This is a genomic window from Ruegeria sp. AN11 (assembly GCF_056536005.1).
Genome location: NZ_JBQFJD010000001.1, coordinates 3,188,659 through 3,214,104, shown reverse-complemented (window position 1 = coordinate 3,214,104; position 25,446 = coordinate 3,188,659). Strand labels below are relative to the sequence as shown.

Below are 25,446 nucleotides of genomic sequence, written 5' to 3'. Positions count from 1 at the left end.
CTCAGCCCTTTCTCAGCGTTTTTGTCTGGATAAAACGTTGCGGCCCAGGCGTTCAAGAGCCGCGCGCAAATCACCATCGTTTACGTCACGCGACACTTTGTCTGCCTCGGCAGCGATTTCGGGTTTGATTTCGGGTTTCGCCGGCTTCGGCTTGTGGTCGAAACTGGCCTGCCCCTCGGCAAATCCTGTCGGAGCGGTCTGCGTGATGTGCACGCGACTGATCGCGTTATAGCCATAAACCGCATTCACCTTGCCGCGCAGCTGTTCTTTCTGCATTTCCAGCATCGGTGCCTGCGGGCCGGTGGTCAGCAGGGTCAGCGTCGCCCCTATCCCCCCTTTGCCATACCCAACCTTGACTGGCCGCGCGATGGCCGCAATGTCCTGCCCCACGATCTCGGCCCAGTGGGTCAGTAGACGCGATACGGCAAACCCCCGGCTTTCACCGGCCTGACGGATCTGATTGTTCAGCAATGTTGCGGTCCGTTTGAACCCGCGGGTGGTCGAACGTCTCGGTCGCATCTGGTTTCCAACTCCTGCGCGGCTATTGTAATGGGCAGAACAACGGGCGCCAGCGAAACCCGACGCGGAGAGGCATAAAAGTTGCGTGACATCACTGAATTTAACGTCAGCACGGCGTTGCTGGACTGGTACGACCGTCATGCACGTAAAATGCCGTGGCGTGTCGGCCCCGCGGAGCGGGCTGCCGGGGTCCGCCCCGACCCATACCATGTCTGGCTGTCCGAGGTGATGTTGCAGCAGACCACCGTTGCCGCCGTGCGGGACTATTTCCTGCGCTTCACCGCGCGCTGGCCGACCGTTGACGCCTTGGCAGCGGCGCCTGACGATCAGGTCATGGGGGAATGGGCCGGTCTGGGTTACTATGCCCGCGCCCGCAACCTGCTGAAATGCGCGCGCATCGTGACTGATGTGCATGCAGGCCAGTTCCCCAACACATATGACGACCTGTTGAAACTGCCGGGTATCGGTCCCTATACCGCTGCCGCCATTTCTTCCATCGCCTTCGACCGCCCTGAAACGGTTCTGGACGGCAACGTCGAACGGGTCATGTCCCGGCTTTACGACATTCACGATCCCCTGCCCGGTTCGAAGCCACAGTTGAAGGACAAGGCGGCGGGCCTGACCCCGGTGGAACGGCCCGGCGATCATGCTCAGGCGGTCATGGATCTTGGCGCGACTATCTGCACCCCGAAATCTCCGGCCTGTGGCATTTGCCCCCTGCGCGCGCCCTGCCAGTCCCGCCTAGCGGGCACGCAGGCGGAATTGCCCCGGAAGACGGCCAAAATGCCGAAACCCACACGATACGGGCATGTCTATATTGCCCAGCGCGGGGATGGTGCGATGCTGCTGGAACGCCGACCGGACAAGGGATTGCTGGGGGGGATGCTGGGCTGGCCAGGTTCGGACTGGTCCGACACGCCGATCGAATCGCCACCTTTTGCGGGAAACTGGCAGGTCCTGCCAGCGGAAGTGCGCCACACGTTCACCCATTTCCATCTGGTGCTGCGCATCTGGGCGGCGCCCCTGCCTGAAAACTCGGCCCCGGCGGGCTTGACCATCATTGAAAAACACGCGTTCCGACCCGGTGACCTGCCGACCGTCATGCGCAAGGCTTACGATCTGTGGCGCGACCATTGAGCCGTTGAATCACAGCTCAATGCCCGGCTAGTGTCGGGCCACACTTGCGGAGCCCGACCATGATCGCACAAGACACCCTGTCACGCTGGCAATCGGCCCTGCCCTTTTGGCTTTCTATCCTTCTGATCCCCGTGATCTGGGTAACGGCCGTTCTGGGCGGCGCATGGGTTCTGCTGGTTCCGTTGTCGACATGGTGGACCTTTGCCCTGCTCGACCGTTTGACGGGGATGGAGCTTGAAAATGGCGACCCGGATACGCCCGATTCCATGCTTGGCTGGTATATCTGGCTGACTAAAATCTGGGTCCCGCTGCAGTTCCTGACATTGTTCGGCCTGATCTGGTACGCCACGCACACGGACCACCTGAGCGTGGCTGCGAAGATCGGCCTTTTCTTCGGCATGGGTGTACTCTCGGGCACAATCGGGATCAATTACAGCCATGAACTGATGCATCAGAAAGGCAGGCTTGAGCGCTGGCTGGGAGACATCCTGCTGTCCATGGTTCTGTATTCCCACTTCCGCTCTGAACATCTGCTGGTGCATCACCGCTACGTGGGCACGCCGCGCGATCCGGTCACGGCGCGTTACAACGAAGGATTTCACCGGTTTTATCCCCGTGTCCTGCGCGAATGTCTTGTCTCGGCGTTCCGTGCGGAAAAGGCCAAACTCGGCCGCAAGGACCGGCCCTGGACCGATCGGTCAAATCCGTTCTGGCGGTATTGGGCCCTGCAAGGAGGGATGCTGCTGCTGGCGGTTGCACTGGGCGGTTGGTCCGGACTGGGCCTGTTCCTGCTGCAGGCCGGAGTCGCGGTCTGGCAGCTTGAACTGGTGAACTACGTGGAACATTACGGTCTGACCCGGAAACATCTGGGCGACGGAAAATACGAACACGTCCACCCGCACCATTCGTGGAACGCGTCGCAAAAGGCATCGAACTGGCTGCTGATCAACCTGCAACGCCATTCGGACCATCATTACAAGCCGAACCGCCGCTTCCCACTTCTGCAACACCATTCCGAGGACACCGCCCCCCAACTGCCACACGGCTATCCGGTCATGACCATTGCCGCGATGATCCCGCCTTTCTGGCGGCAAGTGATGAACCCGCGGGTTCGCGCATGGCGGCGTCAATATTACCCCGATATCACGGACTGGGGGCCCTACAACAAGGCGCAGAACCCGATGCCCAAAGCCTGACCGCAGCACGCCTCGGCGTGCTGCCCGGCCCAACGATTTAGATTGCATCTGCGATGCAGGATAAATCGGCGGGAGCGCTTGCTGCTCAAAGTACCCAGACATCCACGGGCGTCTCAACACCGGGCACGGCCTGGTTTTCCCGTTTTGTGAACCCATCCAGAGATGAGAGCTGGTTTTCCTGCTTCGCCTGCCTGAACACTGCGTCACTCAGGACAACCCGCGCGCCCAGGGTTCGGGTCGTCGCCTCAAGTTTCGCCGCCACATTGACTGCGTCTCCGATCACCGCGAATTCCAGCCTGTTGGCCCCAATATCTCCCAACACCACCGAACCATAGTGAACGCCGATCCCCACATGGATCTCGGGCTCACCTGCGCGCCGCCGTTCCAGATTCCATCTATCAATCACACCCACCATGTCGCGGGCGCAGGCCACCGCGTTGCTAGCGTCCAATGATGTGGGCACCGGGGTACCAAACGTGGCCATCAACCCGTCCCCAAGGTACTTGTCCAGCGTTCCGTGATGCCGAAACACCTCGGTCTCCATGCGTGCGTGAAACCCGCGCAGAACCTCGATCACCTCGTAAGGATCACGACCGGCCGCAAACTTGGTGAACCCGACAATGTCGATGAACAGGACAGCGATGTTTTCCTTACGGATTTGCTTGAGCGGTTCGTCATTCTGGCTCAACTCGTCGACCACATTTGGCGAGAAATACCGCGACAGATTGGCCCGCTCGCGCACAAGCCCCGCGTTGCTCAGCAGCAGCCGGTTGAGACGCCGCATGGATACGCCAAGGGTCACTGCGACCATCAGAAAGACAATCACCTCCTGTACGCGCTGCGACACCATGAAGCTGTTGGGATCAAGCAGTTCGGCCACATCCGGATACCCTTTCAGGGCTTCTGCCACCCGCTCGCTGATGCCTGGAATGGGCGTTGCCACCCACCAGGCGATGATCCAGCCGACTGTCCACATGGCCGCCGTCCAGGTGCCCAGCGCGACAACGGTACGCCAGGAATAGGCAAGCGTACCCGCAGCCAGAATAATGAAGAAATACTGGAAGTTATCGAACCGGTACTGCATGGCCAATGGTCGGACATCGTCGCTGAACGGGTTTGGGATGATCATCCCCAGGGTCATAATCATCAGATCAACAAAGATCAGCAGCAGTTCGATTCGCGATTGCCCCACTCGTCCAGCACGCCGGATCAGCCAGCCATTTGCGCAGATCAGCAGCAGAATGAAATGGTAGTACAAAACCTCAGGGTGCGGGTTCAGAAAGATCAGCAGAACTCCCGTCAATCCCATCGCGATCCACCGCGCGCGTACAGCCAGTTCCAGCCCCTCGCGCTTGTGCTGTTCCATCGCTGCCAGAGTATACTTGTTGTCCAGATCGTAACTGTCCGGTTTCGTGAAGAAAAATCGGTCAAATCGGGATGTGCTGGCCGTGGTGTCCGTCATGGTTGCTGCTCCGTTGTTGCACGGCTGGAAACCGGAATTGTTGCCATCCAAGCATCGTGCGGCGCAAAACAAAAGACCCCGCCGAAAACGGCGGGGCAAGGCTTAGTGCCTTGTGTCAGGCCACAGGCACCGGCGGTATTGGTAAATTCAGTTGTGCATCTCGGCCCGAATCTGCTGGCGCAGCACGTCGATCGGCACCGTCTTGCCGTCGCGCTTGAAGCACCAGTAGGTCCAGCCGTTGCAGGACGGCGCATTTTCCAGATGTGCACCGACCTGATGAATCGAGCCTTTGACGTTCTGGCCCACCAGCGTTCCGTCCGCACGAACCTTGGCCTTGTGGCGCTGGTTCATCGAATACAGCTCCTCGCCCGGGCGCAGCATACCGCGTTCGACCAGCTGGCCGAACGGCACACGCGGCTCGGCGCGTTTGCTGGCGCTGACCTCCAGCGCTTCACGGTCAAACTTGCGCACTTTGGCAATGCGTTTCTCGGCAACCTTGCGATAGCTTTCTTCGCGCTCGATCCCGATGAACTCGCGGCCCAGCATCTTGGCGACAGCTCCGGTCGTGCCGGTGCCAAAGAACGGGTCCAGAATGACATCGCCGGGATTGGTCGAGCCGATCAGAACGCGGTGCAGCAGCGATTCCGGCTTTTGCGTCGGATGCGCCTTGTCGCCGTTTTCATCCTTCAGACGCTCGTGCCCGGTGCAGATCGGCAGCACCCAGTCACTGCGCATCTGCACGCCTTCGTTCAGGGCCTTCAGAGCTTCGTAGTTGAACGTGTATTTCGCGCCTTCGCGCTTGGATGCCCAGATCATCGTCTCGTGTGCGTTGGTGAACCGCTTGCCCCGGAAATTCGGCATCGGGTTGGATTTGCGCCACACGACGTCATTCAGAATCCAGTACCCGGCATCCTGAAGGGCGGATCCCACGCGGAAGATGTTGTGGTAAGAGCCGATCACCCAGATCGCGCCATTCGGCTTCAGCAGGCGATGCGCCGCCTTCAGCCAGTCCCGCGTGAACTGGTCGTAGGCACCAAAACTGGAAAACTGATCCCAGTGATCGTCGACGGCATCTACCTGGCTGTTGTCAGGGCGGTGAAGCTGGCCTTTCAGTTGCAGGTTATATGGCGGGTCTGCAAAGATCAGGTCTACCGACGCCTCAGGCAGACTGTTCATCACATCGATGCAGTCGCCGGATAGAATCGTGTTAATAGGGAGCGCCGCCGCGCCCTTTGTCTTGATTGTGGTCATTTCACTGCCTCGGTTCCACGGCGCTTTTGCGCTCATTTGGTTGAGACAAGGATGAGTCAAAGACGATTCGCCGTCAATTTCTTTTTTGAATCAGCGACTTACGATTTACTCTTGATACAAGATATTGTGGACCGGTTTAAACGAACGTCTATGATGTGGGGTGACACCAAGATTTTGCAGCGCGTCGCGGTGCTGTTTTGTCGGATATCCGGCGTTTGCCTCCCACCCATAGCCGGGATGCTGTTGCGCCAAATCCACCATCACCCGATCGCGCCAGTTTTTCGCGATGATCGAGGCCGCCGCAATCGACAGCGATCGGGCGTCCCCCTTGACCACCGCCTGGGACGGCAGTTTCAGCCCGCGCGGAATCATGTTGCCGTCGATCAGCAGAAAATCCGGGGCCGGGTCCAAAGCCTGAACCGCGCGCGTCATGGCCAGATGCGAGGCACGCAATATGTTGAGTTCATCTATTTCCGGCACCGAAGCCTCGCCCAACGCGATTTCGGCCCGTTCGCGCAGCGCAACGTCCAGCGCTTGGCGGCGCTTTGCGGTCAGTTTTTTGGAATCGTTCAGACCTTCGGGGATATCATCGGGGTTCAGGATGACCGCAGCGGCAACCACAGGTCCGGCCAGCGGGCCGCGCCCGACTTCGTCAACGCCGGCAACCCTGATATGCCCCCGCGCCAGAAGCGCCTGTTCCAGATCGAAATTCGGTTGTGTCATACTTCCGGCAAAGCGCTTTTCGGCCAATACCGCAAGAAAAAAGAGAGGGCAGCCTGCGCCACCCTCTCCTGCACGGCGCTTCTGTGGCGCCGCTCCTGCTCGAAACCCGTTACTGGTGAACCACACGGTATCCTTGCTGGCGCAGGCATGCGGGTTCGTATGCCCGCTTGACCTTTTTGCCATCCCAGAAACCAACTTCGCACTGGCGGGGCAGGCTATCGGAATATCGGTAATGCTTGCCGAGGCATTTCGGCGTCAGCAGGGGGCGCTTGTTCGAATACGACTTGAAGGTGCGCAGGCACCGCTGCGGCAGGTCATATCGTGCCAGCCGCTGCGGCCGCGGGCGCACCGGGTAGTGATCGACGACAGGGGGCTGGTAGACCGGCGCGTGCTGCCGTGTTGCCTGATCCGCGCGCCTTTCCTTGTTGTAGTAGTGAACACCTGCCCCAATCAGGGCCAGCGCCGCCAATCCGCCCAGCAGATCCCTGGTGTCGGCTGCGCGCGCCTGTGACACGGAAATGCCGGTTATCGTGATGGCGGTCGCAATGATCAGCGCAATGAATTTCCTGTGCATTATGCCTGTCCTTTGTCTTTTTGCGGGCGGCCTGCTCACGGCCGGGAACTTGATGACCAGAACCTGGGGCCGACCATGCCGGACAAACAATAACGGGCGGTTGTTATCCGATATCAGCGTCGCAAACCCCTTGAGATATTGAATTTCCGGCCACCTCATGCGCAGGATGCGGCCTATGAAACAGATCCTCTCTTCTCTGGCCTTCGGGGCCCTGATATCGCTGGGACCCACTGCGGCGGCGGCCCAGTGTTATGCGGATTACAAGGCCAAACAGGACAACCCCCTGCGGCTGCATTATGGCGTCATGCAGGTTGCAGCCTGCGACAAGGGACAGGCCAAATCCGAGGTCGCCCAACGCCTCGGCGCTTCGGGCTGGACCTTGTTGAACGTCATATCCGTATTCGGACCCGAAGGATTGGATCAAAGGAAGGCAAATGCCGGAAAATTCTTTCTCCGTTTCTGAGGCCCGGCGATCCGGTGCGCGGCTAGTTGGCGCGGGCATTGCCGCGATTGTCCTGATTCTGATTACGGCAGCCGTCTTCCTGTTCTGGACCCTGCCAGATGCAAACGCCTTCAACGCCCGTGTCGAACGCCTGTTCATCGAGTCCGACCTGACTTCGCAAACCGAGATTCGCCTGTTGGAGATTCTGGCCCAATCCGGCACGGCATTTGCCGACACGCTGTCCAGCTACCGGATGGTGATCTTTGTCCTTTTGGTCTTTGCCAGCGCGATGCTGATCTCGGCCCTGGTGTTTCTGGTGATGCTCGTTCTGCTGAACCGGCGCATGGCGCAGATCGAACGGACCGGCATTCAGGTGACGTCGCTGCTGATCAGCCGCGAGGAAAACACCGTCTATCTCAACAACATGGATTTCAAACTGACCCCGGCGGCGATGGAAACCCTGTCGGTTCTGGCCGAGTCCCGGCTTGATGACGAGGTTCTGTCCGGCGCTCAGATCGAAGCGATGATTTCGGGCAGGGATGCCGCCGACTGCGACGAGGCCGCCGGTGCCACCCGGATCAAGCGGCTGCGTGATGCATTGGGCAATCAGATGGTCAGCGAATTGCTGGTCAAGAATATTGCCAAAAAGGGCTATATGCTTTCGATCGAAAAAGACGTCATTCAGATGGTCTGATCCGCAAGCATTGCCGCGCACAATTCTGCAAATCATCGTTAACGCCCTTGGAAAACCGGCGGTGAAGGCCCATCCTATAAAGACCTGCGCCAGCGGAGGTTGATGATGAACATCCACGCCAAACCTGAAACCAAAGGATATGGAATCTCGGTCGAACGGCTGAAGGGGCGGATTGCGATATACCGCGATCAGATCCTTCTGGCGGAAAGCGCAAACGCCAAGGTCATGTATGAAACACGCCTTGCGCCGATGATCTACATACCCCGCGAGGATGTATGTGTTGATCTGAGCGATGAAACCGAATTGCAGACCTTCTGCCCGTTCAAAGGAACCGCGACCTATCATGATGTGATTCTGGCCGGCGAGCGCCTGGGAAACTCCGTCTGGGCGTATGAGGATGCCCTGCCCGAAAGCGCCGCCATACAAGGTCACATCGGGTTCATGCGCAATGCGTATACCGATCTGGATCTAGGGGAAAACACGCTTCGCGAACCGCAGGATGGCAACATCAGCGGCCCTCTGATCGATTGGCTGATGCGCGGCGCATCAGAGAACGAAACACCCGAAGCCTTTACCAAAGCCCTTGCGGAAAAGATGCTGGACCATGGTATTCACATTCAGCGCCTCAGCATTCTGGCCTGGTCCCTGCACCCGCTGATCGCGGGAAAACACTACATCTGGGAAAAGGGCGCGGCCGAGATTTCGACCAACGTCCCGACCTATGAAATTCACGATCACCCCGCCTATATCAACAGCCCGTTGCGCCACGTCTCAAACGGGCTGGGCGGGGTACGTCAGCGGCTGAACGACGATAACCCCCATAACAGCTTTCCGATCATGGAAGACCTGCGCGCAAAAGGCGCCACCGATTATGTTGCCATGCCGCTGCGCTTTTCGGACGGGCGCACCAATGTGCTGACCCTGACCTGCGATCACCCGGATGGGTTCACCACCGAAAACCTTGGGCTGGTCTTTGAATGCTCAGCCGTAATCGCGCGGTTTTACGAGGTGTTCATGCAGCGCGAAAACGCGCAGGTTCTGCTGGAAACCTATGTCGGCAAACGCACGGGCGCACGGGTTCTGGGCGGCGAGATCCGACGCGGCGACGGCGACGAAATCGATGCCGCCATCATGTTCTGCGACCTTCGCAATTCGACCAGCCTTGAAGAGAATCTGGGCCGATCAGCCTATATCAACCTGCTCAACGATTTCTTCGAAACGGTTTCGGGGATCGTGCACGAAAACGGTGGCGAGGTTCTGAAATTCATCGGTGACGCGGTTCTTGCGGTGTTTCCGGCAGGCGACGATGCCGCCGCCGCCCGCACCAATGCGCAGCGTTCGGCCATCGGGATCGTGGAAAAACTGGCCACCCTGCGCGGGGAGGGCTCGGATGCGCATTGCGACTGCTCGATCGGGTTGGCCTATGGCCGGGTGACGTATGGCAATGTCGGCTCTCGCGAGCGGCTGGATTTCACCGTCATCGGTCAGGCCGCCAATATAGCGGCCCGGCTTGGTGAATACGGGAAGTCGGCAAACCACAGGATCGTCGTGTCAAAGGACATTGAACCCGCCTGTTCGAACGCCGTTCCCCTGGGAGAGGTCAGGCTGCACAATGTATCGCAGCCCATAATCTCATTTGCTCTCAAAACGGCTGCGGACGCGGTGCTGGACGGCTGACATACGATCAGCTTGAGGGCGCGCCAGACTTATGCGTTTTTTGGGCATGACACGCCGCCTGCTTCAAGGGGCTGACCCCTTCATCTGCGCCATTGCAACCGCCGCATTGCAACCGATTGCAAGTTTCGTGCAAAGGTGCATAGTGCTACTATGAAATTGCTTCCTAGCCTCCCCCCAATCGACAGACACCAATCATGAGTGTCACGCTCAAAGATGTTGCAGCCCTTGCCGGCGTCTCGCGCTCGGCGGTCTCGCGCACGTTTACCGAGGGCGCGTCGGTTTCGGCCAAGACCCGCAGCAAGGTCGAAAAAGCCGCGCAGGAACTGGGGTACAGCCCCAACGCGCTTGCATCCTCTCTGACGACAGGGCGGACCAAGCTGATCGGGCTGATTTCCAACAACTTTCACAACCCGATTTTCCTTGAGGTGTTCGACCAGTTCACCCGCGCCCTGCAGGAACGCGGGCTGCGCCCGCTGATTGTCAATCTGACGGACGAAACGGAGCCCGCGAATTCGGTCAGGATGCTGCGGCAGTATTCGGTTGATGCGGTGATTGTCGCTTCGTCCACTCTGCCGCCGAGCTTTGCCAAGGCGTTTCACGACGCAGGCGTCCCCGTTGTGCACACGTTCGGTCGGTCTGCCACCTCGCCCGAAGTTCACGTCGTGGGGATCGACAACGTGGAATGCGGGCGCATGGCCGCGCGTGAGTTGATGGCACGCGGCTACAAGCGTGTCGGATATCTGGGTGGCCCAAGGGATGCGACTTCGGCCATGGACCGGTATCGCGGGTTTATGGAAGAAGTCGAAAAATACAACGACCTGGAAGTGTCCCATTCTTTCGCCGACAACTATTCGTTTGAAGCCGGGCGCGCCGAGATGCTGCGACTCCTGGAAGGGGCTCCGGCTGATGGGTATTTCTGCGGCGATGACATCCTTTCGATCGGGGCGTTGTCCGCCCTGTCGGATCACGGGCTGAAACCGGGCATCGATATCGGCATCATCGGTCTGAACGATATGGAAATGTCGCGCTGGGAAAGCGTGAATCTGACGACCATTCACCAACCGATCAAGCAGATCATCACCTCGTCCGTCGATCTTGTCGAGGAGATGTTGAAGGACCCCGCCCGGTATCCCGAAGCACGTATCTTCCCCTGCCGGGTGATTGAGCGGGGCACGTTGCGGCCCCGCTCATAATCAGCGGAACATCGGCGGACGGGCGTCTTTCCAGACGCCATCTTCTTTCGACGAAGCGACCGCGGCATGAACCGCCGCGATCGAGCGGACGCCGTCCGACGGCGTAGGCAGACCGTCGCGCAGCTCACCCCGGATGGCATCGGCCAGATCGCAATAGATGTTGGCCACAGCCAGTGGGAAACCTTCGGGGTGGGCGATGGCAACGCGTGACAGACGCTGAGTCTCTTCATGCAGACCGCCCTCGCCTTTTTCGATGATCTGGGTTCTGCCGCCCACGGGTGTATAAATCAGCTGGTTGGGCTGTTCCGAGGTCCAGCGCAACCCACCGGTTTCGCCAAAAACCTGAATGTCGAACCCGTGCTGACGCCCGATGGCCACGGACGATGTCCAGAGCCGTCCAACCGTGCCTTTCCGGGTGCGGAAATTGATCATCGCATCGTCTTCAAGCACGCGGCTCGTAATGGTCGAGGCCAGATCGGCCGAGAGCTTTTCGACCTCGTCGTCGCAGATGAAGCTGGCCATGTGCAGGGCGTGAATGCCGCAATCAGCGAACTGGCCCGAAACGCCAGCCATCGCCGGGTCATAACGCCAGCGCACACGGGGGTTGTCGGCATCCGTGGCGTCGCCGTGATGTCCGTGGCTGAAATTGGTCACCACCAGCCGCACATTGCCGATCTCGCCCGCCCGCACCATGGCGCGGGCTTGGCGCACCATAGGATAGGCGGAATAACAATAGTTCACGGCGCAGATCTTGCCCGACGCCTGCGCTATGCGGACGATCTCTTCGCCTTCTTCGACGGTCATGGTCATGGGCTTTTCGCACAGCACGTTGAACCCGGCCTCAAGAAAGGCTTTCGCGATCTCGAAATGCGTCGCATTCGGGGTGGCGATCGTCACCAGATCGATGCGGTCGGGGCGCTCCTTTTCGCCCGCCAGCATGTCCTGCCAGCCGCCATAGGCGCGATCGGCAGCAATGCCCAGTCGCTGCGCATATTCGCGGCCCACATCGGGGCGGTGATCCAGCGCACCTGCCGCAAATTCAAACTGCCCGTCCGCCAAAGCGCCCAGACGGTGCGCGGGTCCGATCTGGCTGCCTTCGCCACCGCCAATCATGCCCCATTTCAGCTTTGCCATGGTTTTTTCTCTCTGTAGAAATTTGGTGTTTTTGCGATCAGAAATCGCGGATCTCTGTCCATTGCCGCTGCTCCGACGATGCCAGTGCAGCCGCCAGCACGCGGTTGACCTCATGCCCGTCGCGGAAAGTTGGCCAGATCGGCTCGCCAGTGTCGATGGCCTGCAGGAAGTCCTTGGCCTCGATGATGATCTGGTCCTGATAACCAGTGCCGTGACCCGGGCCCTGACAAAAGGGTTCATAGTCGGGGTGCGCGGGGCCTGTCAGGATTTTGGTAAATCCGCGATGCGCCTCGGAACCTTCGCGGCGATAGAACCAAAGGGCGTTTTGGTCTTCCTGATCGAACCGAAGCGCGCCCTTGGTGCCCGAAATCTCATATGCGTAGCCCATCTTACGCCCGGTTGAGATGCGGCTGACATAGATATTGCCCATCGCGCCATTTGCGAACCGGCACATGATCTGGGCATGGTCGTCATTGGTGACTTTGCCGCCTGGGCGGTTTTCGTGGACGGTTTCAACCTCGGCCATCACCTCGGCAATCGGTCCCATCAAGGCAAGCGCGCCATTGACCATATGGGGCGCAAGATCGCCAATGGTTCCGTTGGCCATGCCCGTCGTGCGCCACGTGGCCGGAGCGTCGGGATCGGCATAAAAGTCCTCGGTATGTTCGCCCCGGAACCAGGTGACATCACCCAATTCTCCGTCAGCAATCAGTTTCCGTGCAAATTGAGTCGCGGGCGTGCGGACATAGTTGAACCCGACCATGTTCGCGACACCGGCCGCTTCGGCTGCGGCAACCATTGCCTCGCCATCCTCCATCGATGCGCCCAGAGGTTTTTCGCACAGTACCGGCTTGCCCAGGGCAAAGGCCGCCTCGGCAATCTGGCGGTGGGTTTCCTGCGGCGAGGCGATGACCACGGCCTCGACCTCCGGATCGTTGACCAGCGCCCGCCAATCACCGGTCGCGCGCTTGAATCCATAGGCCGTCCGATACCGTTCTGCGCTTTCGAGGCTAGAGGCACAGATCATCTCGAGACGCGGACGCAACGCGGTGTTGAACACCGCGCCCACCGCCGCCATGGCAACGGAATGGGCCTTGCCCATATAGCCGCCACCAACAATTCCAATTCCGATTTCAGGCATCTGTCACGGCTCCGAACATATCATTTGCAACCGGTTGCAAAATCAGTATCGTGTGAATCGATTCAACGCAAGGTCCAAACTTTGCCGACCCCATTTTGCCGGAGGACATGAATTGAGCGCTTTGATAGATGGTATCAAAGGAAACCGGTTTGCCGTTTTCGGGCGCGCAGGCATGGATTTGTTCGCGACCCCGATCGGTGTCAAAAGCGAGGATGCCGATACCTTCCACGCCGATCTGGGTGGCTCGTCCGCCAACATATGTGCCGGTCTGGTCAAGCTGGGCAGCCGGGCATCGCTGGTCACGTCGGTTTCGGACGACGCCGTTGCGCGGTTTTGCCTGAACCGGTTGCGGCACTACGGCGTGGATACATCCTACATCCGCGTGGTCGGCGGTGAATACCGCATGTCCATGGCGATCTATGAAAGCACGACCGAGAACTTCCAGAACGTGATTTATCGCAACGGCGCGGTCGATTTCCAGGTCACGGAAGAGGATGTGGACAAGGTCGACTACGGCGCCTTCTCAGCCGTCCTTTCTGCCGGAACGGTATTTGCTTCGGAACCCTCACGCAGCGCCACGTTCCGCGCCTTCGAGAACGCGCGCAACGCAGGTCTGCCGGTGATTTTCGACATCGACTATCGCCCCTATAGCTGGCCTTCGCCCGAGGTTGCCGCCGACGTTCTGTCCCGGGCAGGCGAAGCGAGCGACCTGATCGTGGGCAATGACGAAGAATTCGGGTTCATGGCGGGTGGCATCGACAAGGGGTTTGCCAAGGCCCGTGAACTGGCCGCAAAACCGGGCCGCGTCGTGATTTACAAGATGGGCGAAAAAGGTGCCGTGACCCTTGCTGACGGTCAGGAGATCACGACCGGAATCTACCCTGTCGATGCGATCAAGCCCGTCGGCGCCGGCGACAGTTTCATGGCCGGTCTGCTGGCCTCAATTGCGGCGGGGTATTCGCTGGAAGATGCCGTGATGCGTGGCTCGGCCTGTGCCTCGATTGTGGTGTCGCAACCCGGTTGCGCCCCCGCCATGCCGACGACGCCGGAACTGAACGCTTTTTTGGCCGCGCATCCCGGCCCCACCTCATAGGAGTTTGATATGCATATCGCGCCTTATGACAACCGGAACAACCCGATCGTCGACGCGGACGATCCGACCGTTCCGCTGAACTATTTCAACATCGTCAAGCTGAAGAAGGGCGAGGCGTTCGAATATCAGGTGCCCGGCTATGAGACCTGCATCGTGCCCGCCACCGGCAGTGTCGATGTCGATGTCGAAGGGGTTCAGTTCCCCCGGTTGGGCAACCGGGGCGACGATGTCTGGGACGGCGAGCCGGAAGGTGTCTATGTGCCGGTGGGCGCAAAGGCGCAGATGGTCTGCGTGTCGGACGAGACCGAGGTGTTTGTTGCGGGTGCAAAATACGACAAGGTTCTGGATCCGTTCGATGTGCGCCAGCATGACCTTGTGCAATACGGCAGCGACGACACCAAAACGCACCGCAAGATCAAGCACATCCTCGGCCAGAAACAGCATGACAAGGTTGGTCGCCTGTTGGTCAGCGAGTTGTTCACAGTCGGTCAGGGCGGATGGTCGGGTTTCCCCAGCCACAAACACGACACCAATCGCTTGCCGGACGAATCCCGGCATGACGAGACCTACAATTTCCGTTTCAAACCCAACTGGGGGTCTGGCCTGCAAATGCTGCAGCGCGAGGACAACGAACCCGGCGATGCCTATCATATTGTCGACGGATCCACGATCTGCATCGACAACGGCTATCATCCCTGCTGCGTACTGCCGGGGTATGAGATGTACTATTTCACCATCCTCGGCGGCCTCAGCCAGCGCTCGCTGGTGCAGTATTTCCAGCCGACACATGCCTACCAGATTGAGACGATTCCAGGCATCAAAGACATGATCGCGAAATTCAAATGACCCTTGTTACGCTTTCCGAAGTTCTGAGGCCCGCCTATGAACAGGGCTATGCCGTGGGGGGCCTTGTCACGCTGGGGTGGGAAGACATGCGCGCCTATGTAGCCGCGGCCGAGGCGGAAAACGCGCCGGTGATCCTGCAGGCGGGCCCCAGCTGCCGCGAGCACACGCCGTTGCCGATTCTTGGCAAGATGTTCCGGCATCTGGCCGAAAACGCCTCGGTTCCTGTCGTCGCGCATCTGGACCATGGCTACACGTTCGAGGAATGCAAAATAGCGCAGGACAGCGGCTTTACCTCGTTGATGTTCGATGGGTCGCGCAAGCCACTGCAGCAAAATATCGATGAAACGGCGGCGATTGCCGAAATGGCCCATGCGGCAGGGATTTCCTGCGAGGGCGAGATCGGTTTTGTCGGCTATTCGGGGGGCGAGGGATCAAACGGAACCGATCCGGAAGAAGCTGCAAAATTCGCCCGCGAAAGCGGTGTGGATGCGATGGCGATCTCGGTCGGAAATGTCCATTTGCAGGAAAACAAGGAAGGCGGTCTGGACGAGGACCGCATCGCGCGGATCGACGCGATGACAGACGTGCCATTGGTGATTCATGGCGGCTCCGGTGTGCCGGTGGAACAGCGCAGCCGGCTGGCGCGTGACAGCTCGATCTGCAAATTCAACATCGGAACCGAGCTGCGCATGGCCTTTGGCGCCGCATTGCGCGACGCGGTCAACCGCGACCCCGACCGGTTCGATCGTGTCACCATTTTGAAAGAGACGCACGATCCGGTCGAAGCCGCCGCCCGAACGGTGATCCGCGCATTCGGCGCCCCACTACAGCGATAATCGTCAGACCGTGAATGCCGCTCGGAACGCAGCCAGCGCAGTTTCGGGATCCTCCAGCGCGTAGGCTTCCATGCCCACCGGCCCCCGATACTCAAGATCAAAAAGCGCACGCGCGACCGAGGCGTAGTTGACCTCGCCCGTTCCGGGCTCACATCGGCCGGGATTGTCAGCCACCTGAATCTCACCGATCCAGGGCAGGCATTTGTCGCACCAGCGGATCAGGTCGCCTTCGCCGATTTGCGTGTGATAGAGATCCAGATTGATGCGCAGCTGAGGGCGGTCAACAGACGACACCAGGGCCAGAACGTCTTCGGTCGATCCGAACGGACAACCGGGATGGTCCAGTTGGTTGAGGTTTTCCAGCGTGAAGACCACGCCTTCCTCCTCGGCCAGATCACAAATGCGGTTCAGCGTATCGCGCGCTTTCAGCCACATCTGGCCGGTCACGACATCATGCTGCCAGATTGGTATTCCGTTTTCGCCCAGACCCGTTCCGTGCAAATTCAGGCGTTGTACACCCAGCCGCTTGCCGACCTGTGCCGACTCGCGTGCGGTTTTCAGCAGCATCTCGGCGCCTTCATCATCGGCCAGTCGTCCTTCCACATAGCCGTCCATGATGGTGAATTCCGCGCCGGTGGCTTCAAGCTTTGGTAGGTCCAGATCAGGCCAGCTCCAAAGCCCCACGCCGAACCCCATTTCCTTCAGCCGCGCCGCCCGCCAGTGCAGAGGTTTATCCAGCCAGAGCATCTCGGCGCAGGCCGCAAGTTGAAACGGATGGGACATGCCAGCTCTCCTAGAAAGTGCAGATCAGATCGAGCCGCCTTCGACCATGAAATTGCCAGCGCTGCACATCGCGGCATCATCAGAGGCCAGAAACAGAACCATGCGGGCCACGTAGACGGGATCGATGGGGTCGGGCAGACATTGCCGGTCAACCTGTTTTGCCAGCGCTTCGGGCGTCACCCACAGGTCTTTCTGTCGGTCCGTCATGATCCAGCCGGGCACAACGGTGTTGATGCGAATCCGGTGGTCTCCAAGCTCGCGCGCCATGGTTCGGGTCAGGCCGTGAACGGCGGATTTTGCCGTGGCGTAGGCGGGGAAACCGGCCCCGGCCTCCCACCAGGAATTCGAACCGAGATTGATGATTGAGCCGCCGCCTTTTGCAATCATGCCCGGAGCAACAGACTGAATGGCAAAGAACATGTGGCGCAGGTTGATCGCCATACGTTCATCCCAATACTCGGCCGTCACTTCGCGCCAGTCGTGGCGGTCGTCATGGGCGGCATTGTTGACCAGTACATCGGCAGCACCCAATTCGTCGGCCAGTTCTCCGATTGCCGTCTGCAGGGCTTCGATATCGCGCAGATCGCATTGGGCAAAGGCGTGCTCGCCGTCCAGATCGGCCAGCAAGGCGAGCCCGGCATCCGCGTTGATGTCCAGAAACCCTACCTTCGCACCCTGTGCGGCAAAGGCCCGCACGGTTTCGGCCCCGATGCCGCCAGCGCCGCCTGTGACGAAGACGGTTTGGCCTGCAAGGCTGGGGTAACTGGCAAAGCTATCGGTCAACCGTCCCGCTCCATGATCCATTCAACTTCGGGGGCCGGAACAAAGCGCCACTTTCGCAGCGGGCCGGCCATGACATTCAGGTAATACATCTCAAAACCATATGGCGCACCGCAAGGGTGATGTCCGCGCGGGACGGTCACAACATCGCCATCCGAAACGGCCATCGTCTCATCCAGCTGCCCGTCATCGGTATAGACCCTTTGAATGCCAAATCCATTGGCGGGGTTCAGGCGGTGGTAATAGGTTTCCTCAAGATAGGTGATGCGCGGATAGTCATCCTCGTCATGGCGGTGGCTGGGATAGCTGGACCAGTGCCCGTTCGGCGTGAACACTTCAGTCACCAGCAGGCTGTCGGCGTAGTCTTCATTCTCCATCGCGATGTTGTTGATGTAGCGCGTGTTCACACCCTTGCCCCGTTCGGTCAGGGTAATCCCATCGGGGCCGATGCGGCGGGCCTGATGTCCGCCCCTGCCCGGGGCCGAGCATACGGCGATGACGCAATCGGTTTCGGCCACAGCCTCCCACTCGGTTCCGTTTGGCAGATAGAGGCAATGGGGCGGGGTTTTCTCAAAAACACTCATCCTGTCACCAAGAACGCCCCAGTCCTGCTCCGCTCCGCTGATCTGTGCCTTGCCTTCAACCATCACCAGAATGACCTCGCGGTCGCCGGTTGCCTCGGCTGCCCGGTCGCCCGCTTTCAGATGGTAAAGCCCGAAACCGACATAGCGCCACCCGGCACTTGCGGGCGTGATATCGTGCACCTTGCCCCGGGTTCCGAACGGCTTTTTCAGCAGGTCTGCCATGTGTTTTCTCCTTATTGGGCGGGCCTTGACGGCCCGCCAGTGTCTTGAATTCAGGCAGCTTGCCTTGTTTGCAGGGCTGCGTAGGCCTCGGACAGTTGCGCTTCGGTCCATCCCTCAGACACAGCCCGGCGCAGGATGTCGGCCTGACTTTCGGGCGCGTTGCCACCGATGGGTGGGTCGGTGTCCAGATTGGTTGGAAACGGATAACCCTCGGCCGTTGCGGCAATAGCTGCATCCAACTCTGCCGTGCTGAGTTCACCGCGTTGTCTCAGTGCAATCAGCGCCGGAAACACAGCCTGAGACATGGAACGCCGGTCAATCGCCTCCATCGCGCGGCCAAAGGCGGATGAAATCTGCAGCAGGTTCGCCATCCGGTGAATATCCGCGCTGCTGTTTTCCCCTGCGGCATGAAACAGGGCCGGGTTGAAGAACACCGCATCCCCTTTTTCCAAAGGCAACTGAATACAGTTTTGTTCGAAATGCGCCCGATGCGCCGCGTCATGAAAGGCCAGATAGCCCGGCGGATAAAGCTGCGAGAACGGCAGCAGCTTGGTCGGGCCGCTTTCGATCGGCATGTCGCAATGGGCAACCGCCCCCTGCAAGGTCAAAGATGCGGTAACCAGATGGGCGTGCGCCGGATAGCGCGCGGCCGTGTCGGCGCTCTGGAACCCCAGATGGTAATCGCGGTGCGCCTGCTGGGCCTTGCCTCCGGGACGTACCTGATTGATCTGGGCCGTGACCTGATAGTTCGGCCCCAACCACGCCTCACAAGCGGCGGAGATGACCGTATTTCCGAAATAAAGCGCAAAGCCTTCAGGGTCACGTAGGCACTGCTTTTGCAGCGCGTTCCAGACCCGGTCATTGGCGCCCGATGCGGCAAAGTGATCGCCCTCACCCGCGCCGCTTTGGCGTTCTTCTGCGATGATCCGATGGAAGACATCGCTGGCCCGGTCGATCACGGACGTGTCCGCGAAGGCACCTTTCAGGGCAATCACACCCGCGGATTTGTCCAGAACGCGGCCCCACTCTGCCAACAGCGCCTTGCGCTGATCCGCCTGTTCCAGCGCAGGGCGCAGGGCCTGCATGTCGTAGATTGGAACGTTCTTCTCGACCGACGCGGCATGTGACACCGCGCCAGCGTCGAGGTTCTGAGAGGTCAGCACCTTGAATTCATCCAGATCACAGGATTCCCGGTCGAAATAACCGACAAAACCAAGGTCCCGATCTACCATGACGTTCTCCTTTCTCATGGCCAAGGTGTTGCCCAATTGGGCGGATGTTACGCGACGATCTCCAATCCGGCCTGACCACAGACCTCGACGATGTGGTCGTAGCCTTTCTTGGAGTATTCATAGGGCGGCGCTTTGGCCGGGTCCTGCTCGGCCTCGACCACGATCCAGCCGTCGTAATCCATCGCTTTCAGCGCATTGGACACGGCCTGAAAGTCGATGCAGCCATCGCCCGGAACCGTGAACGCGCCGGCAATCACCGCATCCAGAAAGCTGCGGTTGTTCTCGCGCACGTCTTGCACGACCGCCGGACGGATGTCTTTGAAATGGACATGGTGCACCCGGTCGCCCCAGCGGCTCAGGGCGGCCAGAACGTCCCCACCGCCAAACAGCAGGTGGCCGGTGTCGAAACATAGCTTTACCTCTGGGCCCGACCCTTCCATCAGCCAGTTCACATCATCTTCGGTTTCGATGATCGTGCCCATGTGGTGGTGGTAGGCCATCGGCATACCCTGATCCGCCATCCATTTCGCCAGCTCGGTGATCTTGGCGGCATAGGCCAAGACCTCGTCCCTGGACAGTTTCGGGCGGTTGTTGACCGGGGTGCCGATCTGACCCTGCACGGTGTTCGAGCATTCGGCATAGACGATGCACGGACTGTTCAGAGCCACGAATTGCTCGACCTGCTCGCGCACGGCCTCACGCTCTGTCGCGAAATCGTTGACCAGCGACGCGCCCGAGCACCAGCCACCGCATAGCGCGATATCATTGCCTTCCAGATAGGCGCGCAGCCCGTCAGTGTCGCCGGGCATCCGCTGGCCGCGTTCGACACCGGTGTAACCGATCTCACGCGACTCCTTCAGCGCCTGCTCCATTGTATAGGCGGCGGTCAGATCCGGCAGGTCATCATTTTGCCAGGCGATCGGAGAGATCCCGATTTTCACGCTCATTTCGTGTTTCTTTCCTTGATGGCGACTTCATAGGCCGCGCGCTTTTCATTCACTTCAGGGCGGATGCTGACCTCGGGAACCGCCACTTCCCACCATGTGCCGCCATATTCGGTCGAGGGGTACGGATCGGTGTCGATCACCACCACATAAGGTCCTGTGACCTCGCCACGTTTGGCAAGCGCATCTTCCAGTTCGGCAATGCTGCTGACCTTGACCGATGTCGCCCCCATCGCCGCCGCATGGGCTGCAAAATCAATGGCCGAGGGGTTCTCATGCACCGCATGATCCAGCAGGTTGTTAAACTCGGCCCCACCCGTACCCATCTGAAGACGGTTGATGCAGCCAAAGCCGCGGTTGTCGGTAATGACCACGGTGAAAGAGACACCCATCATCGCCGCCGTCGCCATTTCCGAGTTCGCCATCATATAGGTGCCGTCGCCTGTAAAGCAGATCACGTCCCGATCGGGCTGGGCCATCTTGATGCCCATCGCCCCCGCGATCTCGTACCCCATGCAGCTAAAGCCGTATTCCATGTGGTAGGCACCGGGGCGCGGCGCTTTCCACAGCTTGTGCAACTCACCCGGCATGGTGCCCGCCGCGCACATGACCACTGTATCGTCATGCGCGGCGCGCTGAACCGCGCCCACCACCTGCATGTCCGTGGGCAGGGCATTGCCGTCGCCGGGCGCGTCTGTCAGTTTGTCGACCTTGCCGAACCATTCCACCTTCAGCGTGTCAGCCACGGGATCAGCGCGGTAGCCCTGAAGAGCGACGCCCAACTCCTCCAACCCGACACGCGCATCAGATTGCAGGGGCATCGCGCCATGTTTCTCGGCGTCATAGGCAGCAGTGTTCAGGCAGACCATCTCGCGTTCGGGGTTCGAGAACAGACCCCACGAGCCGGTAGTGAAATCCTGCAAACGCGTACCGATGCCCAAGACCAGATCGGCTTCGGCGCAGATATCATTGGCGGGTTGCCCGCCGGTCACACCAATGGGGCCCAGATTCAGCGGATGATCCCAGGCCAGCGCGGATTTGCCCGCCTGCGTCTCGGCAATCGGAATGTTGTGCGTTTCAACAAAGCTTTGCAGCGCATCGGTCGCGCCTGAATAGTGCACCCCGCCGCCGGCAACGATAACCGGGCGTTTTGCTGCCCTGATCGCGGCCACGGCGCGGGCCAGTTCGCCCTCGTCCGGGCGGATGCGGCGTTGATACCAGACACGGGGTTCAAAGAAACTTTCGGGGTAGTCGTAGGCCTCGGCCTGCACGTCCTGACAGAAGGCCAGCGTTACCGGCCCGCAATCGGCGGGGTCGGTCATGGTGCGGAAGGCGCGCGGCAGCGCCGTGAGCAGGTGCTCGGGGCGGGAAATACGGTCGAAATAACGGCTGACCGGTTTGAAGCAGTCATTGGCGCTGACGGTACCGTCTCCGAAATCCTCGATCTGCTGCAGAACCGGATCGGGACCGCGCGTGGCGAACACGTCGCCGGGCAGCAGCAGAACCGGCAGCCGGTTCACATGGGCCAGCGCCGCTGCCGTCACCATGTTGGTGGCGCCGGGACCAATTGACGAGGTCACGGCCATGGCACGCGTGCGGCGCATCTGTTTGGAATATGCAATGGCCGCATGCGCCATGGTCTGCTCGTTATGACCGCGATAGGTTGGCAGGCTGTCCCTTACACCATGCAAGGCCTCGCCCAGACCGGCCACGTTGCCGTGACCGAAAATCGCCCAGACACCGGCGATGAAAGGCTCTCCGCCCTCGTTCATCTGTGCCCCCAGATAGCGCACCAGAGCTTGCGCGGCGGTCAGTCGGATTGTCTTGCTCATCTTGATCCCTTTCAACACATGCCGCTGCGGGCAATCTGTCGGGTTTCGCATTTTTGAAGGTTTCAGGCGCATGAACCGGCCTGATCAGGGTGCGGCCGTCTGGTGCCACGGGGTTTGGATGGCCCACCCGTTGCGGCGGAACATCCTGTCGTTCGTCGCTCAGACGGTCCCGCCGAGCGATCCTTCGAGCTGGGCCATCTCCTGACCGCCTGCCATCAGGTCCTGCAACTCTTCCGGCGTAATCTCGCCACGCCTTGCAGTGCCCAGTGTCTTGCCGCGGTTCAGCACGGTAAAGCGGTCGCCCACCGCCAGCGCGTGGCGCACGTTGTGGCTGATGAACACAACGCCGACGCCCTGGCTGCGCACCTTGTCGATGGTGGCCAGCACGTTCGAGGTCTGGCGCACGCCTAACGCTGAAGTCGGTTCGTCCAGGATCAGGATCTTGGCACCGAAATAGACCGCACGGGCGATGGCGACGGTTTGACGCTCCCCCCCGGACAGGGTGCCCACGGCCTGATCCGGCCCACGCAGGTTGATGCCCATCTTGCGCATCTCTTCCATGCAGACATCGTTTGCCTGATCGACGTCGAACCGCTTGAGCAGACCTTTGCCCTTGGTAGGCTCGCGGCCCATGAAGAAATTGCGCGTCACGCTCATCAGCGGGATCATTGCCAAATCCTGGAACACGGTCGCAATGCCCGCCTCCATCGCATCGCGCGGCGTGTCGAAATGCAGGGGCCGACCTTCGAAAAAGATCTCGCCCTTGGTGGGTTTGTGCACGCCGGACATGGTCTTGATGAAAGTGGATTTACCCGCACCGTTGTCGCCCAGCAGACAGTGGCATTCCCCGGGCTTGACGTCAAAGCTGACGCCAGCAAGGGCGATGATATTGCCAAAGTGCTTTTCGATATTTTTCATTTCCACAATCGGGGCGGCATCGGTCGCGTCGCCGTGGTGAAACTTGGTGTCTTCGGTCATATCAGCGCTCCCCGGTTACGCGTTTACGGATCGCGTTGTTGAACAGAACGGCGATCAGCAGCATGGCGCCCAGGAAGACCTGAAACCAGTCCTGATCGAAGTCGGTATAAGTGAGGCCGATGACAACCATGCCGAAGATGATCGAGCCAAAGAACGCCCCGATGGCCGAGCCATATCCGCCGGTCAGCAGACAGCCGCCGATAACCGCGGCGATAATCGCCTCGAATTCTTTCTGGAAGCCCCGGCGCGCATCGGTCGAACCAGCGTCCATCACCGTGATGATCGCAACCAATGCGGCGCAGCAGGCGGTCAGCATGAACAGCGAAACCTTGACGCGGTTGACCGGAACACCCGAGTTCGAAGCCGCAACCCTATCCCCGCCCGAGGCGAAGATCCAGTTTCCGACCGGAGTGCGCAGCAGCACATAAGTCGCCGCCAGCGTGATGACGATGAACCACAGGATTTCGACCGGGATACCCGGCACCTTGGGCGCACCGCTTTTGAACGTGTCGATCATGCCGTTGGCCGCCAACCAGGCGAACAGGCCGCCGAACGCTTCGCCCGAAAAGAATGGTGCCAGCCAGTCGTTTTCGACCGCATCGCGCACACCGCGCAACTGGGTCGAGCCGCCTGTCGCCATTTTCAAACCAACCAGGGACAGGCCGCGCAGAATGAACAGAAACGCCAGCGTCACGATGAACGATGGCAGGCCCGAGCGGATCACGATATTGCCGTTGATCGCACCGACACAGGCCGCGAACAGGAATGTCATTGGGATGGCGAAGATCAGCGGCAATTGCCAGGTCACGACGCAGACGCCGAAAAACAGCCCCGAGAACGCGACCATCGACCCGATCGACAAGTCGAACTCTCCGCCGATCATCAGCAGCGCGGCCCCGATGGCCAGAATCCCCAGCTGCGCGGCGGGGGTCATGAAGTTCATGACGCCGGCAAGGGTAAACATCGACTCATCCGCAGTGATCGCAAAGAACACGAAAACCAGGACGGCACCTGCCATCGCGCCCAACTCAGGCCGTTTCATGAGTTTGGTTAGGAACGGTTCTTTCTTGACCCTTTCGTCCGATACGACGGGCGCTGACTCACTCATGGTTTCCTCCCAATTCGGTGAGATCGGCGCGCTGGCGCCGATCCTGTTGTTTGCCGGAACTTTCCGGGATTAGCGGATGCCCTGCGCGGACAGGTCGATCACCTGCGCCGCCTTTTCCTGCGTGATCAGGTTCGGACCCGAAGGCACGTTGCCGCCCGGCATCAGGCCGTATTTGGCGTGCAGACCCATGAAGTTCACCGACAGGTAGCCCTGCAGGTACTGCTGCTGGTCGATGGCAAAGGCCGCGTCGCCATCCGCGATCGACTGCAGGAAGTTTGCCGACAGGTCGAACGAGGCGACGTTCACGTCGCGGCCAGACCCTTTGACGGCTGCAACAGCAGGCTCACCAGCCGAGCTGGCACCCAGCGCCATGACGGTGTCGATGGCTTCGTTAGCGGCGAGCGCAGCAGCCACCTTCGATTCGATTTCCGACGGATCATTCGAGGTCGGCAGAACTTCGACATTGCCGCCAAAACCTTCGGTGAAGCCCGCGCACCGCAGGTCAAGCGCGACGTTGCCCACCTCGTGGTTGACGCAGATCGCCGTGCTGCCGCCCATCGACGCCAGTTTTTCGCCAGCGGCCTTGCCCGCGTCGAACTCGTCCTGACCGACATGCAGCAAGGCGCCCAGTTCCTTGGAAACGTCAGAACCCGAGTTTATCGAGATCACCGGGATACCGGCTGCAACTGCGCGTTCGATTGACGGGCCAAGCGCATCCGCATCCGGGATAGAAACGATCAGACCATCGGGTTCCTGGTTCACGGCAGCGTCGATCAGCTGCGACATGGCCACCATGTCGAAAGTTTCAGGCGCGCGATATTCGACGTTCACGCCCACGTCCTTGCCGGCCTGCTCAACACCGTTCTTGACGACGTTCCAGAAGGCATCATTGGCCTGGCCGTGCGAAACGACAACAATCTCCTGCGCGAATGCAGGTGTCGCCAGCGCCAGAGCCCCTGCTGCCAGTGCGCCCTTTACGAACTTATTCATTCTGTTTCCTCCCATTAGAACAGTCTATTTTGGTGTCGGGGTGTCAGCCCCAATCATTCGGCAGCGCCGAATCTC

General features: G+C 60.0%; 25 protein-coding genes. 9 read left to right on the top strand and 16 right to left on the bottom strand.

The window, feature by feature from the left end; translation table 11 throughout:
- Positions 1-12: 12 nt before the first annotated feature.
- Positions 13-519, bottom strand: a complete 507-nt coding sequence (locus ACR3EQ_RS15910) for a DciA family protein (RefSeq protein WP_170614226.1) — start codon at positions 517-519, stop codon at positions 13-15.
- An 81-nt stretch (positions 520-600) separates the two neighbouring features.
- Here ACR3EQ_RS15910 and mutY point away from each other — a divergent pair, with 81 nt between their 5' ends.
- Complete coding sequence (mutY, locus tag ACR3EQ_RS15905) at positions 601-1,656, top strand: A/G-specific adenine glycosylase (RefSeq protein WP_170614225.1); 1,056 nt, start codon at positions 601-603, stop codon at positions 1,654-1,656.
- A gap of 59 nt (positions 1,657-1,715) precedes the next feature.
- Positions 1,716-2,852 (top strand): alkane 1-monooxygenase, encoded by a 1,137-nt coding sequence (locus ACR3EQ_RS15900; RefSeq protein WP_170614224.1) that lies wholly within the window; start codon positions 1,716-1,718, stop codon positions 2,850-2,852.
- Between the two features lie 85 nt (positions 2,853-2,937).
- Here the strand turns inward: ACR3EQ_RS15900 and ACR3EQ_RS15895 are convergent, their stop codons facing one another.
- The 4 genes from ACR3EQ_RS15895 to ACR3EQ_RS15880 all read right to left on the bottom strand — a co-directional run bounded on the left by ACR3EQ_RS15895 (position 2,938) and on the right by ACR3EQ_RS15880 (position 6,862).
- Complete coding sequence (locus ACR3EQ_RS15895) at positions 2,938-4,314, bottom strand: adenylate/guanylate cyclase domain-containing protein (RefSeq protein WP_170614223.1); 1,377 nt, start codon at positions 4,312-4,314, stop codon at positions 2,938-2,940.
- 147 nt (positions 4,315-4,461) lie between these two features.
- Positions 4,462-5,565, bottom strand: a complete 1,104-nt coding sequence (locus ACR3EQ_RS15890; RefSeq protein ID WP_170614222.1) for a site-specific DNA-methyltransferase — start codon at positions 5,563-5,565, stop codon at positions 4,462-4,464.
- 105 nt (positions 5,566-5,670) lie between these two features.
- On the bottom strand, positions 5,671-6,288 hold the full coding sequence (locus ACR3EQ_RS15885) for a ribonuclease HII (RefSeq protein ID WP_170614221.1): 618 nt from the start codon (positions 6,286-6,288) through the stop codon (positions 5,671-5,673).
- A gap of 109 nt (positions 6,289-6,397) precedes the next feature.
- On the bottom strand, positions 6,398-6,862 hold the full coding sequence (locus ACR3EQ_RS15880; protein WP_170807289.1) for a hypothetical protein: 465 nt from the start codon (positions 6,860-6,862) through the stop codon (positions 6,398-6,400).
- Positions 6,863-7,037: 175 nt separating this feature from the next.
- Here ACR3EQ_RS15880 and ACR3EQ_RS15875 point away from each other — a divergent pair, with 175 nt between their 5' ends.
- From ACR3EQ_RS15875 to ACR3EQ_RS15860, 4 genes are all read left to right on the top strand, one after another.
- On the top strand, positions 7,038-7,325 hold the full coding sequence (locus ACR3EQ_RS15875) for a hypothetical protein (RefSeq protein WP_170614219.1): 288 nt from the start codon (positions 7,038-7,040) through the stop codon (positions 7,323-7,325).
- On the top strand, positions 7,297-7,998 hold the full coding sequence (locus ACR3EQ_RS15870) for a helix-turn-helix domain-containing protein (protein ID WP_170614218.1): 702 nt from the start codon (positions 7,297-7,299) through the stop codon (positions 7,996-7,998). Before ACR3EQ_RS15875 ends, ACR3EQ_RS15870 begins: the two co-directional genes overlap by 29 nt.
- A gap of 105 nt (positions 7,999-8,103) precedes the next feature.
- A complete protein-coding gene (locus ACR3EQ_RS15865) occupies positions 8,104-9,675 on the top strand; it encodes a DUF427 domain-containing protein (protein WP_170816963.1) in 1,572 nt (523 codons plus the stop codon).
- A gap of 194 nt (positions 9,676-9,869) precedes the next feature.
- Positions 9,870-10,868 carry a LacI family DNA-binding transcriptional regulator gene (locus tag ACR3EQ_RS15860; RefSeq protein ID WP_170614216.1) on the top strand — a complete coding sequence of 333 codons (999 nt, stop codon included), beginning with the start codon at positions 9,870-9,872 and terminating at the stop codon, positions 10,866-10,868.
- Here ACR3EQ_RS15860 and ACR3EQ_RS15855 read toward each other — a convergent pair whose 3' ends face one another.
- Together ACR3EQ_RS15855 and ACR3EQ_RS15850 are read right to left on the bottom strand one after the other, a co-directional pair.
- Entirely contained in the window at positions 10,869-12,002 is a 1,134-nt protein-coding gene (locus tag ACR3EQ_RS15855) for a Gfo/Idh/MocA family protein (protein ID WP_170614215.1), read from the bottom strand.
- A gap of 37 nt (positions 12,003-12,039) precedes the next feature.
- The gene (locus ACR3EQ_RS15850; RefSeq protein WP_170614214.1) at positions 12,040-13,143 is read right to left on the bottom strand and encodes a Gfo/Idh/MocA family protein; all 1,104 of its coding nucleotides are present in this window, start codon (positions 13,141-13,143) and stop codon (positions 12,040-12,042) included.
- A gap of 112 nt (positions 13,144-13,255) precedes the next feature.
- On the opposite strand from ACR3EQ_RS15850, the gene iolC reads away from it, so the two are divergent.
- From iolC to ACR3EQ_RS15835, 3 genes are read left to right on the top strand one after another with little or no spacing between them, the layout of a single operon-like run.
- On the top strand, positions 13,256-14,236 hold the full coding sequence (gene iolC, locus ACR3EQ_RS15845; protein WP_170614213.1) for a 5-dehydro-2-deoxygluconokinase: 981 nt from the start codon (positions 13,256-13,258) through the stop codon (positions 14,234-14,236).
- A 9-nt stretch (positions 14,237-14,245) separates the two neighbouring features.
- Positions 14,246-15,082 carry a 5-deoxy-glucuronate isomerase gene (locus tag ACR3EQ_RS15840; protein WP_170614212.1) on the top strand — a complete coding sequence of 279 codons (837 nt, stop codon included), beginning with the start codon at positions 14,246-14,248 and terminating at the stop codon, positions 15,080-15,082.
- Positions 15,079-15,918 carry a class II fructose-bisphosphate aldolase gene (locus tag ACR3EQ_RS15835; protein WP_170614211.1) on the top strand — a complete coding sequence of 280 codons (840 nt, stop codon included), beginning with the start codon at positions 15,079-15,081 and terminating at the stop codon, positions 15,916-15,918. Before ACR3EQ_RS15840 ends, ACR3EQ_RS15835 begins: the two co-directional genes overlap by 4 nt.
- Before the next feature lie 3 nt (positions 15,919-15,921).
- Here the strand turns inward: ACR3EQ_RS15835 and ACR3EQ_RS15830 are convergent, their stop codons facing one another.
- The 9 genes from ACR3EQ_RS15830 to ACR3EQ_RS15790 form a co-directional block, all read right to left on the bottom strand.
- The gene (locus ACR3EQ_RS15830; RefSeq protein ID WP_170614210.1) at positions 15,922-16,701 is read right to left on the bottom strand and encodes a TIM barrel protein; all 780 of its coding nucleotides are present in this window, start codon (positions 16,699-16,701) and stop codon (positions 15,922-15,924) included.
- Between the two features lie 24 nt (positions 16,702-16,725).
- On the bottom strand, positions 16,726-17,505 hold the full coding sequence (locus ACR3EQ_RS15825; protein WP_170619283.1) for an SDR family oxidoreductase: 780 nt from the start codon (positions 17,503-17,505) through the stop codon (positions 16,726-16,728).
- The gene (gene iolB, locus ACR3EQ_RS15820; protein WP_170614208.1) at positions 17,481-18,287 is read right to left on the bottom strand and encodes a 5-deoxy-glucuronate isomerase; all 807 of its coding nucleotides are present in this window, start codon (positions 18,285-18,287) and stop codon (positions 17,481-17,483) included. The genes ACR3EQ_RS15825 and iolB overlap by 25 nt, the downstream gene beginning before the upstream one ends.
- Before the next feature lie 50 nt (positions 18,288-18,337).
- A complete protein-coding gene (locus tag ACR3EQ_RS15815) occupies positions 18,338-19,519 on the bottom strand; it encodes a phytanoyl-CoA dioxygenase family protein (RefSeq protein ID WP_170614207.1) in 1,182 nt (393 codons plus the stop codon).
- A gap of 47 nt (positions 19,520-19,566) precedes the next feature.
- A complete protein-coding gene (iolE, locus tag ACR3EQ_RS15810; protein WP_170614206.1) occupies positions 19,567-20,466 on the bottom strand; it encodes a myo-inosose-2 dehydratase in 900 nt (299 codons plus the stop codon).
- The gene (gene iolD, locus ACR3EQ_RS15805; protein ID WP_170614205.1) at positions 20,463-22,295 is read right to left on the bottom strand and encodes a 3D-(3,5/4)-trihydroxycyclohexane-1,2-dione acylhydrolase (decyclizing); all 1,833 of its coding nucleotides are present in this window, start codon (positions 22,293-22,295) and stop codon (positions 20,463-20,465) included. The genes iolE and iolD overlap by 4 nt, the downstream gene beginning before the upstream one ends.
- A 159-nt stretch (positions 22,296-22,454) precedes the next feature.
- Entirely contained in the window at positions 22,455-23,273 is an 819-nt protein-coding gene (locus tag ACR3EQ_RS15800) for an ATP-binding cassette domain-containing protein (protein ID WP_170614204.1), read from the bottom strand.
- A 1-nt stretch (position 23,274) separates the two neighbouring features.
- Complete coding sequence (locus tag ACR3EQ_RS15795; RefSeq protein WP_170614203.1) at positions 23,275-24,381, bottom strand: ABC transporter permease; 1,107 nt, start codon at positions 24,379-24,381, stop codon at positions 23,275-23,277.
- 69 nt (positions 24,382-24,450) lie between these two features.
- A complete protein-coding gene (locus tag ACR3EQ_RS15790) occupies positions 24,451-25,371 on the bottom strand; it encodes a sugar ABC transporter substrate-binding protein (protein ID WP_170614202.1) in 921 nt (306 codons plus the stop codon).
- Positions 25,372-25,446: the final 75 nt, after the last annotated feature.

What these genes read in the sequence shown, in the direction of transcription:
- ACR3EQ_RS15840 (WP_170614212.1), top strand. Translation starts at nt 14,246, where the DNA reads ATGCATATCGCGCCTTATGACAACCGGAACAACCCGATCGTCGACGCG.
- ACR3EQ_RS15815 (WP_170614207.1), bottom strand. Translation starts at nt 19,519, where the DNA reads ATGGTAGATCGGGACCTTGGTTTTGTCGGTTATTTCGACCGGGAATCC.
- ACR3EQ_RS15850 (WP_170614214.1), bottom strand. Translation starts at nt 13,143, where the DNA reads ATGCCTGAAATCGGAATTGGAATTGTTGGTGGCGGCTATATGGGCAAG.
- iolB (WP_170614208.1), bottom strand. Translation starts at nt 18,287, where the DNA reads ATGGCAGACCTGCTGAAAAAGCCGTTCGGAACCCGGGGCAAGGTGCAC.
- iolD (WP_170614205.1), bottom strand. Translation starts at nt 22,295, where the DNA reads ATGAGCAAGACAATCCGACTGACCGCCGCGCAAGCTCTGGTGCGCTAT.
- ACR3EQ_RS15800 (WP_170614204.1), bottom strand. Translation starts at nt 23,273, where the DNA reads ATGACCGAAGACACCAAGTTTCACCACGGCGACGCGACCGATGCCGCC.
- ACR3EQ_RS15890 (WP_170614222.1), bottom strand. Translation starts at nt 5,565, where the DNA reads ATGACCACAATCAAGACAAAGGGCGCGGCGGCGCTCCCTATTAACACG.
- ACR3EQ_RS15870 (WP_170614218.1), top strand. Translation starts at nt 7,297, where the DNA reads ATGCCGGAAAATTCTTTCTCCGTTTCTGAGGCCCGGCGATCCGGTGCG.
- ACR3EQ_RS15910 (WP_170614226.1), bottom strand. Translation starts at nt 519, where the DNA reads ATGCGACCGAGACGTTCGACCACCCGCGGGTTCAAACGGACCGCAACA.
- ACR3EQ_RS15895 (WP_170614223.1), bottom strand. Translation starts at nt 4,314, where the DNA reads ATGACGGACACCACGGCCAGCACATCCCGATTTGACCGATTTTTCTTC.
- ACR3EQ_RS15830 (WP_170614210.1), bottom strand. Translation starts at nt 16,701, where the DNA reads ATGTCCCATCCGTTTCAACTTGCGGCCTGCGCCGAGATGCTCTGGCTG.
- ACR3EQ_RS15880 (WP_170807289.1), bottom strand. Translation starts at nt 6,862, where the DNA reads ATGCACAGGAAATTCATTGCGCTGATCATTGCGACCGCCATCACGATA.
- ACR3EQ_RS15900 (WP_170614224.1), top strand. Translation starts at nt 1,716, where the DNA reads ATGATCGCACAAGACACCCTGTCACGCTGGCAATCGGCCCTGCCCTTT.
- ACR3EQ_RS15835 (WP_170614211.1), top strand. Translation starts at nt 15,079, where the DNA reads ATGACCCTTGTTACGCTTTCCGAAGTTCTGAGGCCCGCCTATGAACAG.
- ACR3EQ_RS15865 (WP_170816963.1), top strand. Translation starts at nt 8,104, where the DNA reads ATGAACATCCACGCCAAACCTGAAACCAAAGGATATGGAATCTCGGTC.
- ACR3EQ_RS15825 (WP_170619283.1), bottom strand. Translation starts at nt 17,505, where the DNA reads ATGGATCATGGAGCGGGACGGTTGACCGATAGCTTTGCCAGTTACCCC.
- ACR3EQ_RS15855 (WP_170614215.1), bottom strand. Translation starts at nt 12,002, where the DNA reads ATGGCAAAGCTGAAATGGGGCATGATTGGCGGTGGCGAAGGCAGCCAG.
- ACR3EQ_RS15795 (WP_170614203.1), bottom strand. Translation starts at nt 24,381, where the DNA reads ATGAGTGAGTCAGCGCCCGTCGTATCGGACGAAAGGGTCAAGAAAGAA.
- ACR3EQ_RS15875 (WP_170614219.1), top strand. Translation starts at nt 7,038, where the DNA reads ATGAAACAGATCCTCTCTTCTCTGGCCTTCGGGGCCCTGATATCGCTG.
- ACR3EQ_RS15860 (WP_170614216.1), top strand. Translation starts at nt 9,870, where the DNA reads ATGAGTGTCACGCTCAAAGATGTTGCAGCCCTTGCCGGCGTCTCGCGC.
- ACR3EQ_RS15790 (WP_170614202.1), bottom strand. Translation starts at nt 25,371, where the DNA reads ATGAATAAGTTCGTAAAGGGCGCACTGGCAGCAGGGGCTCTGGCGCTG.
- iolE (WP_170614206.1), bottom strand. Translation starts at nt 20,466, where the DNA reads ATGAGCGTGAAAATCGGGATCTCTCCGATCGCCTGGCAAAATGATGAC.
- ACR3EQ_RS15885 (WP_170614221.1), bottom strand. Translation starts at nt 6,288, where the DNA reads ATGACACAACCGAATTTCGATCTGGAACAGGCGCTTCTGGCGCGGGGG.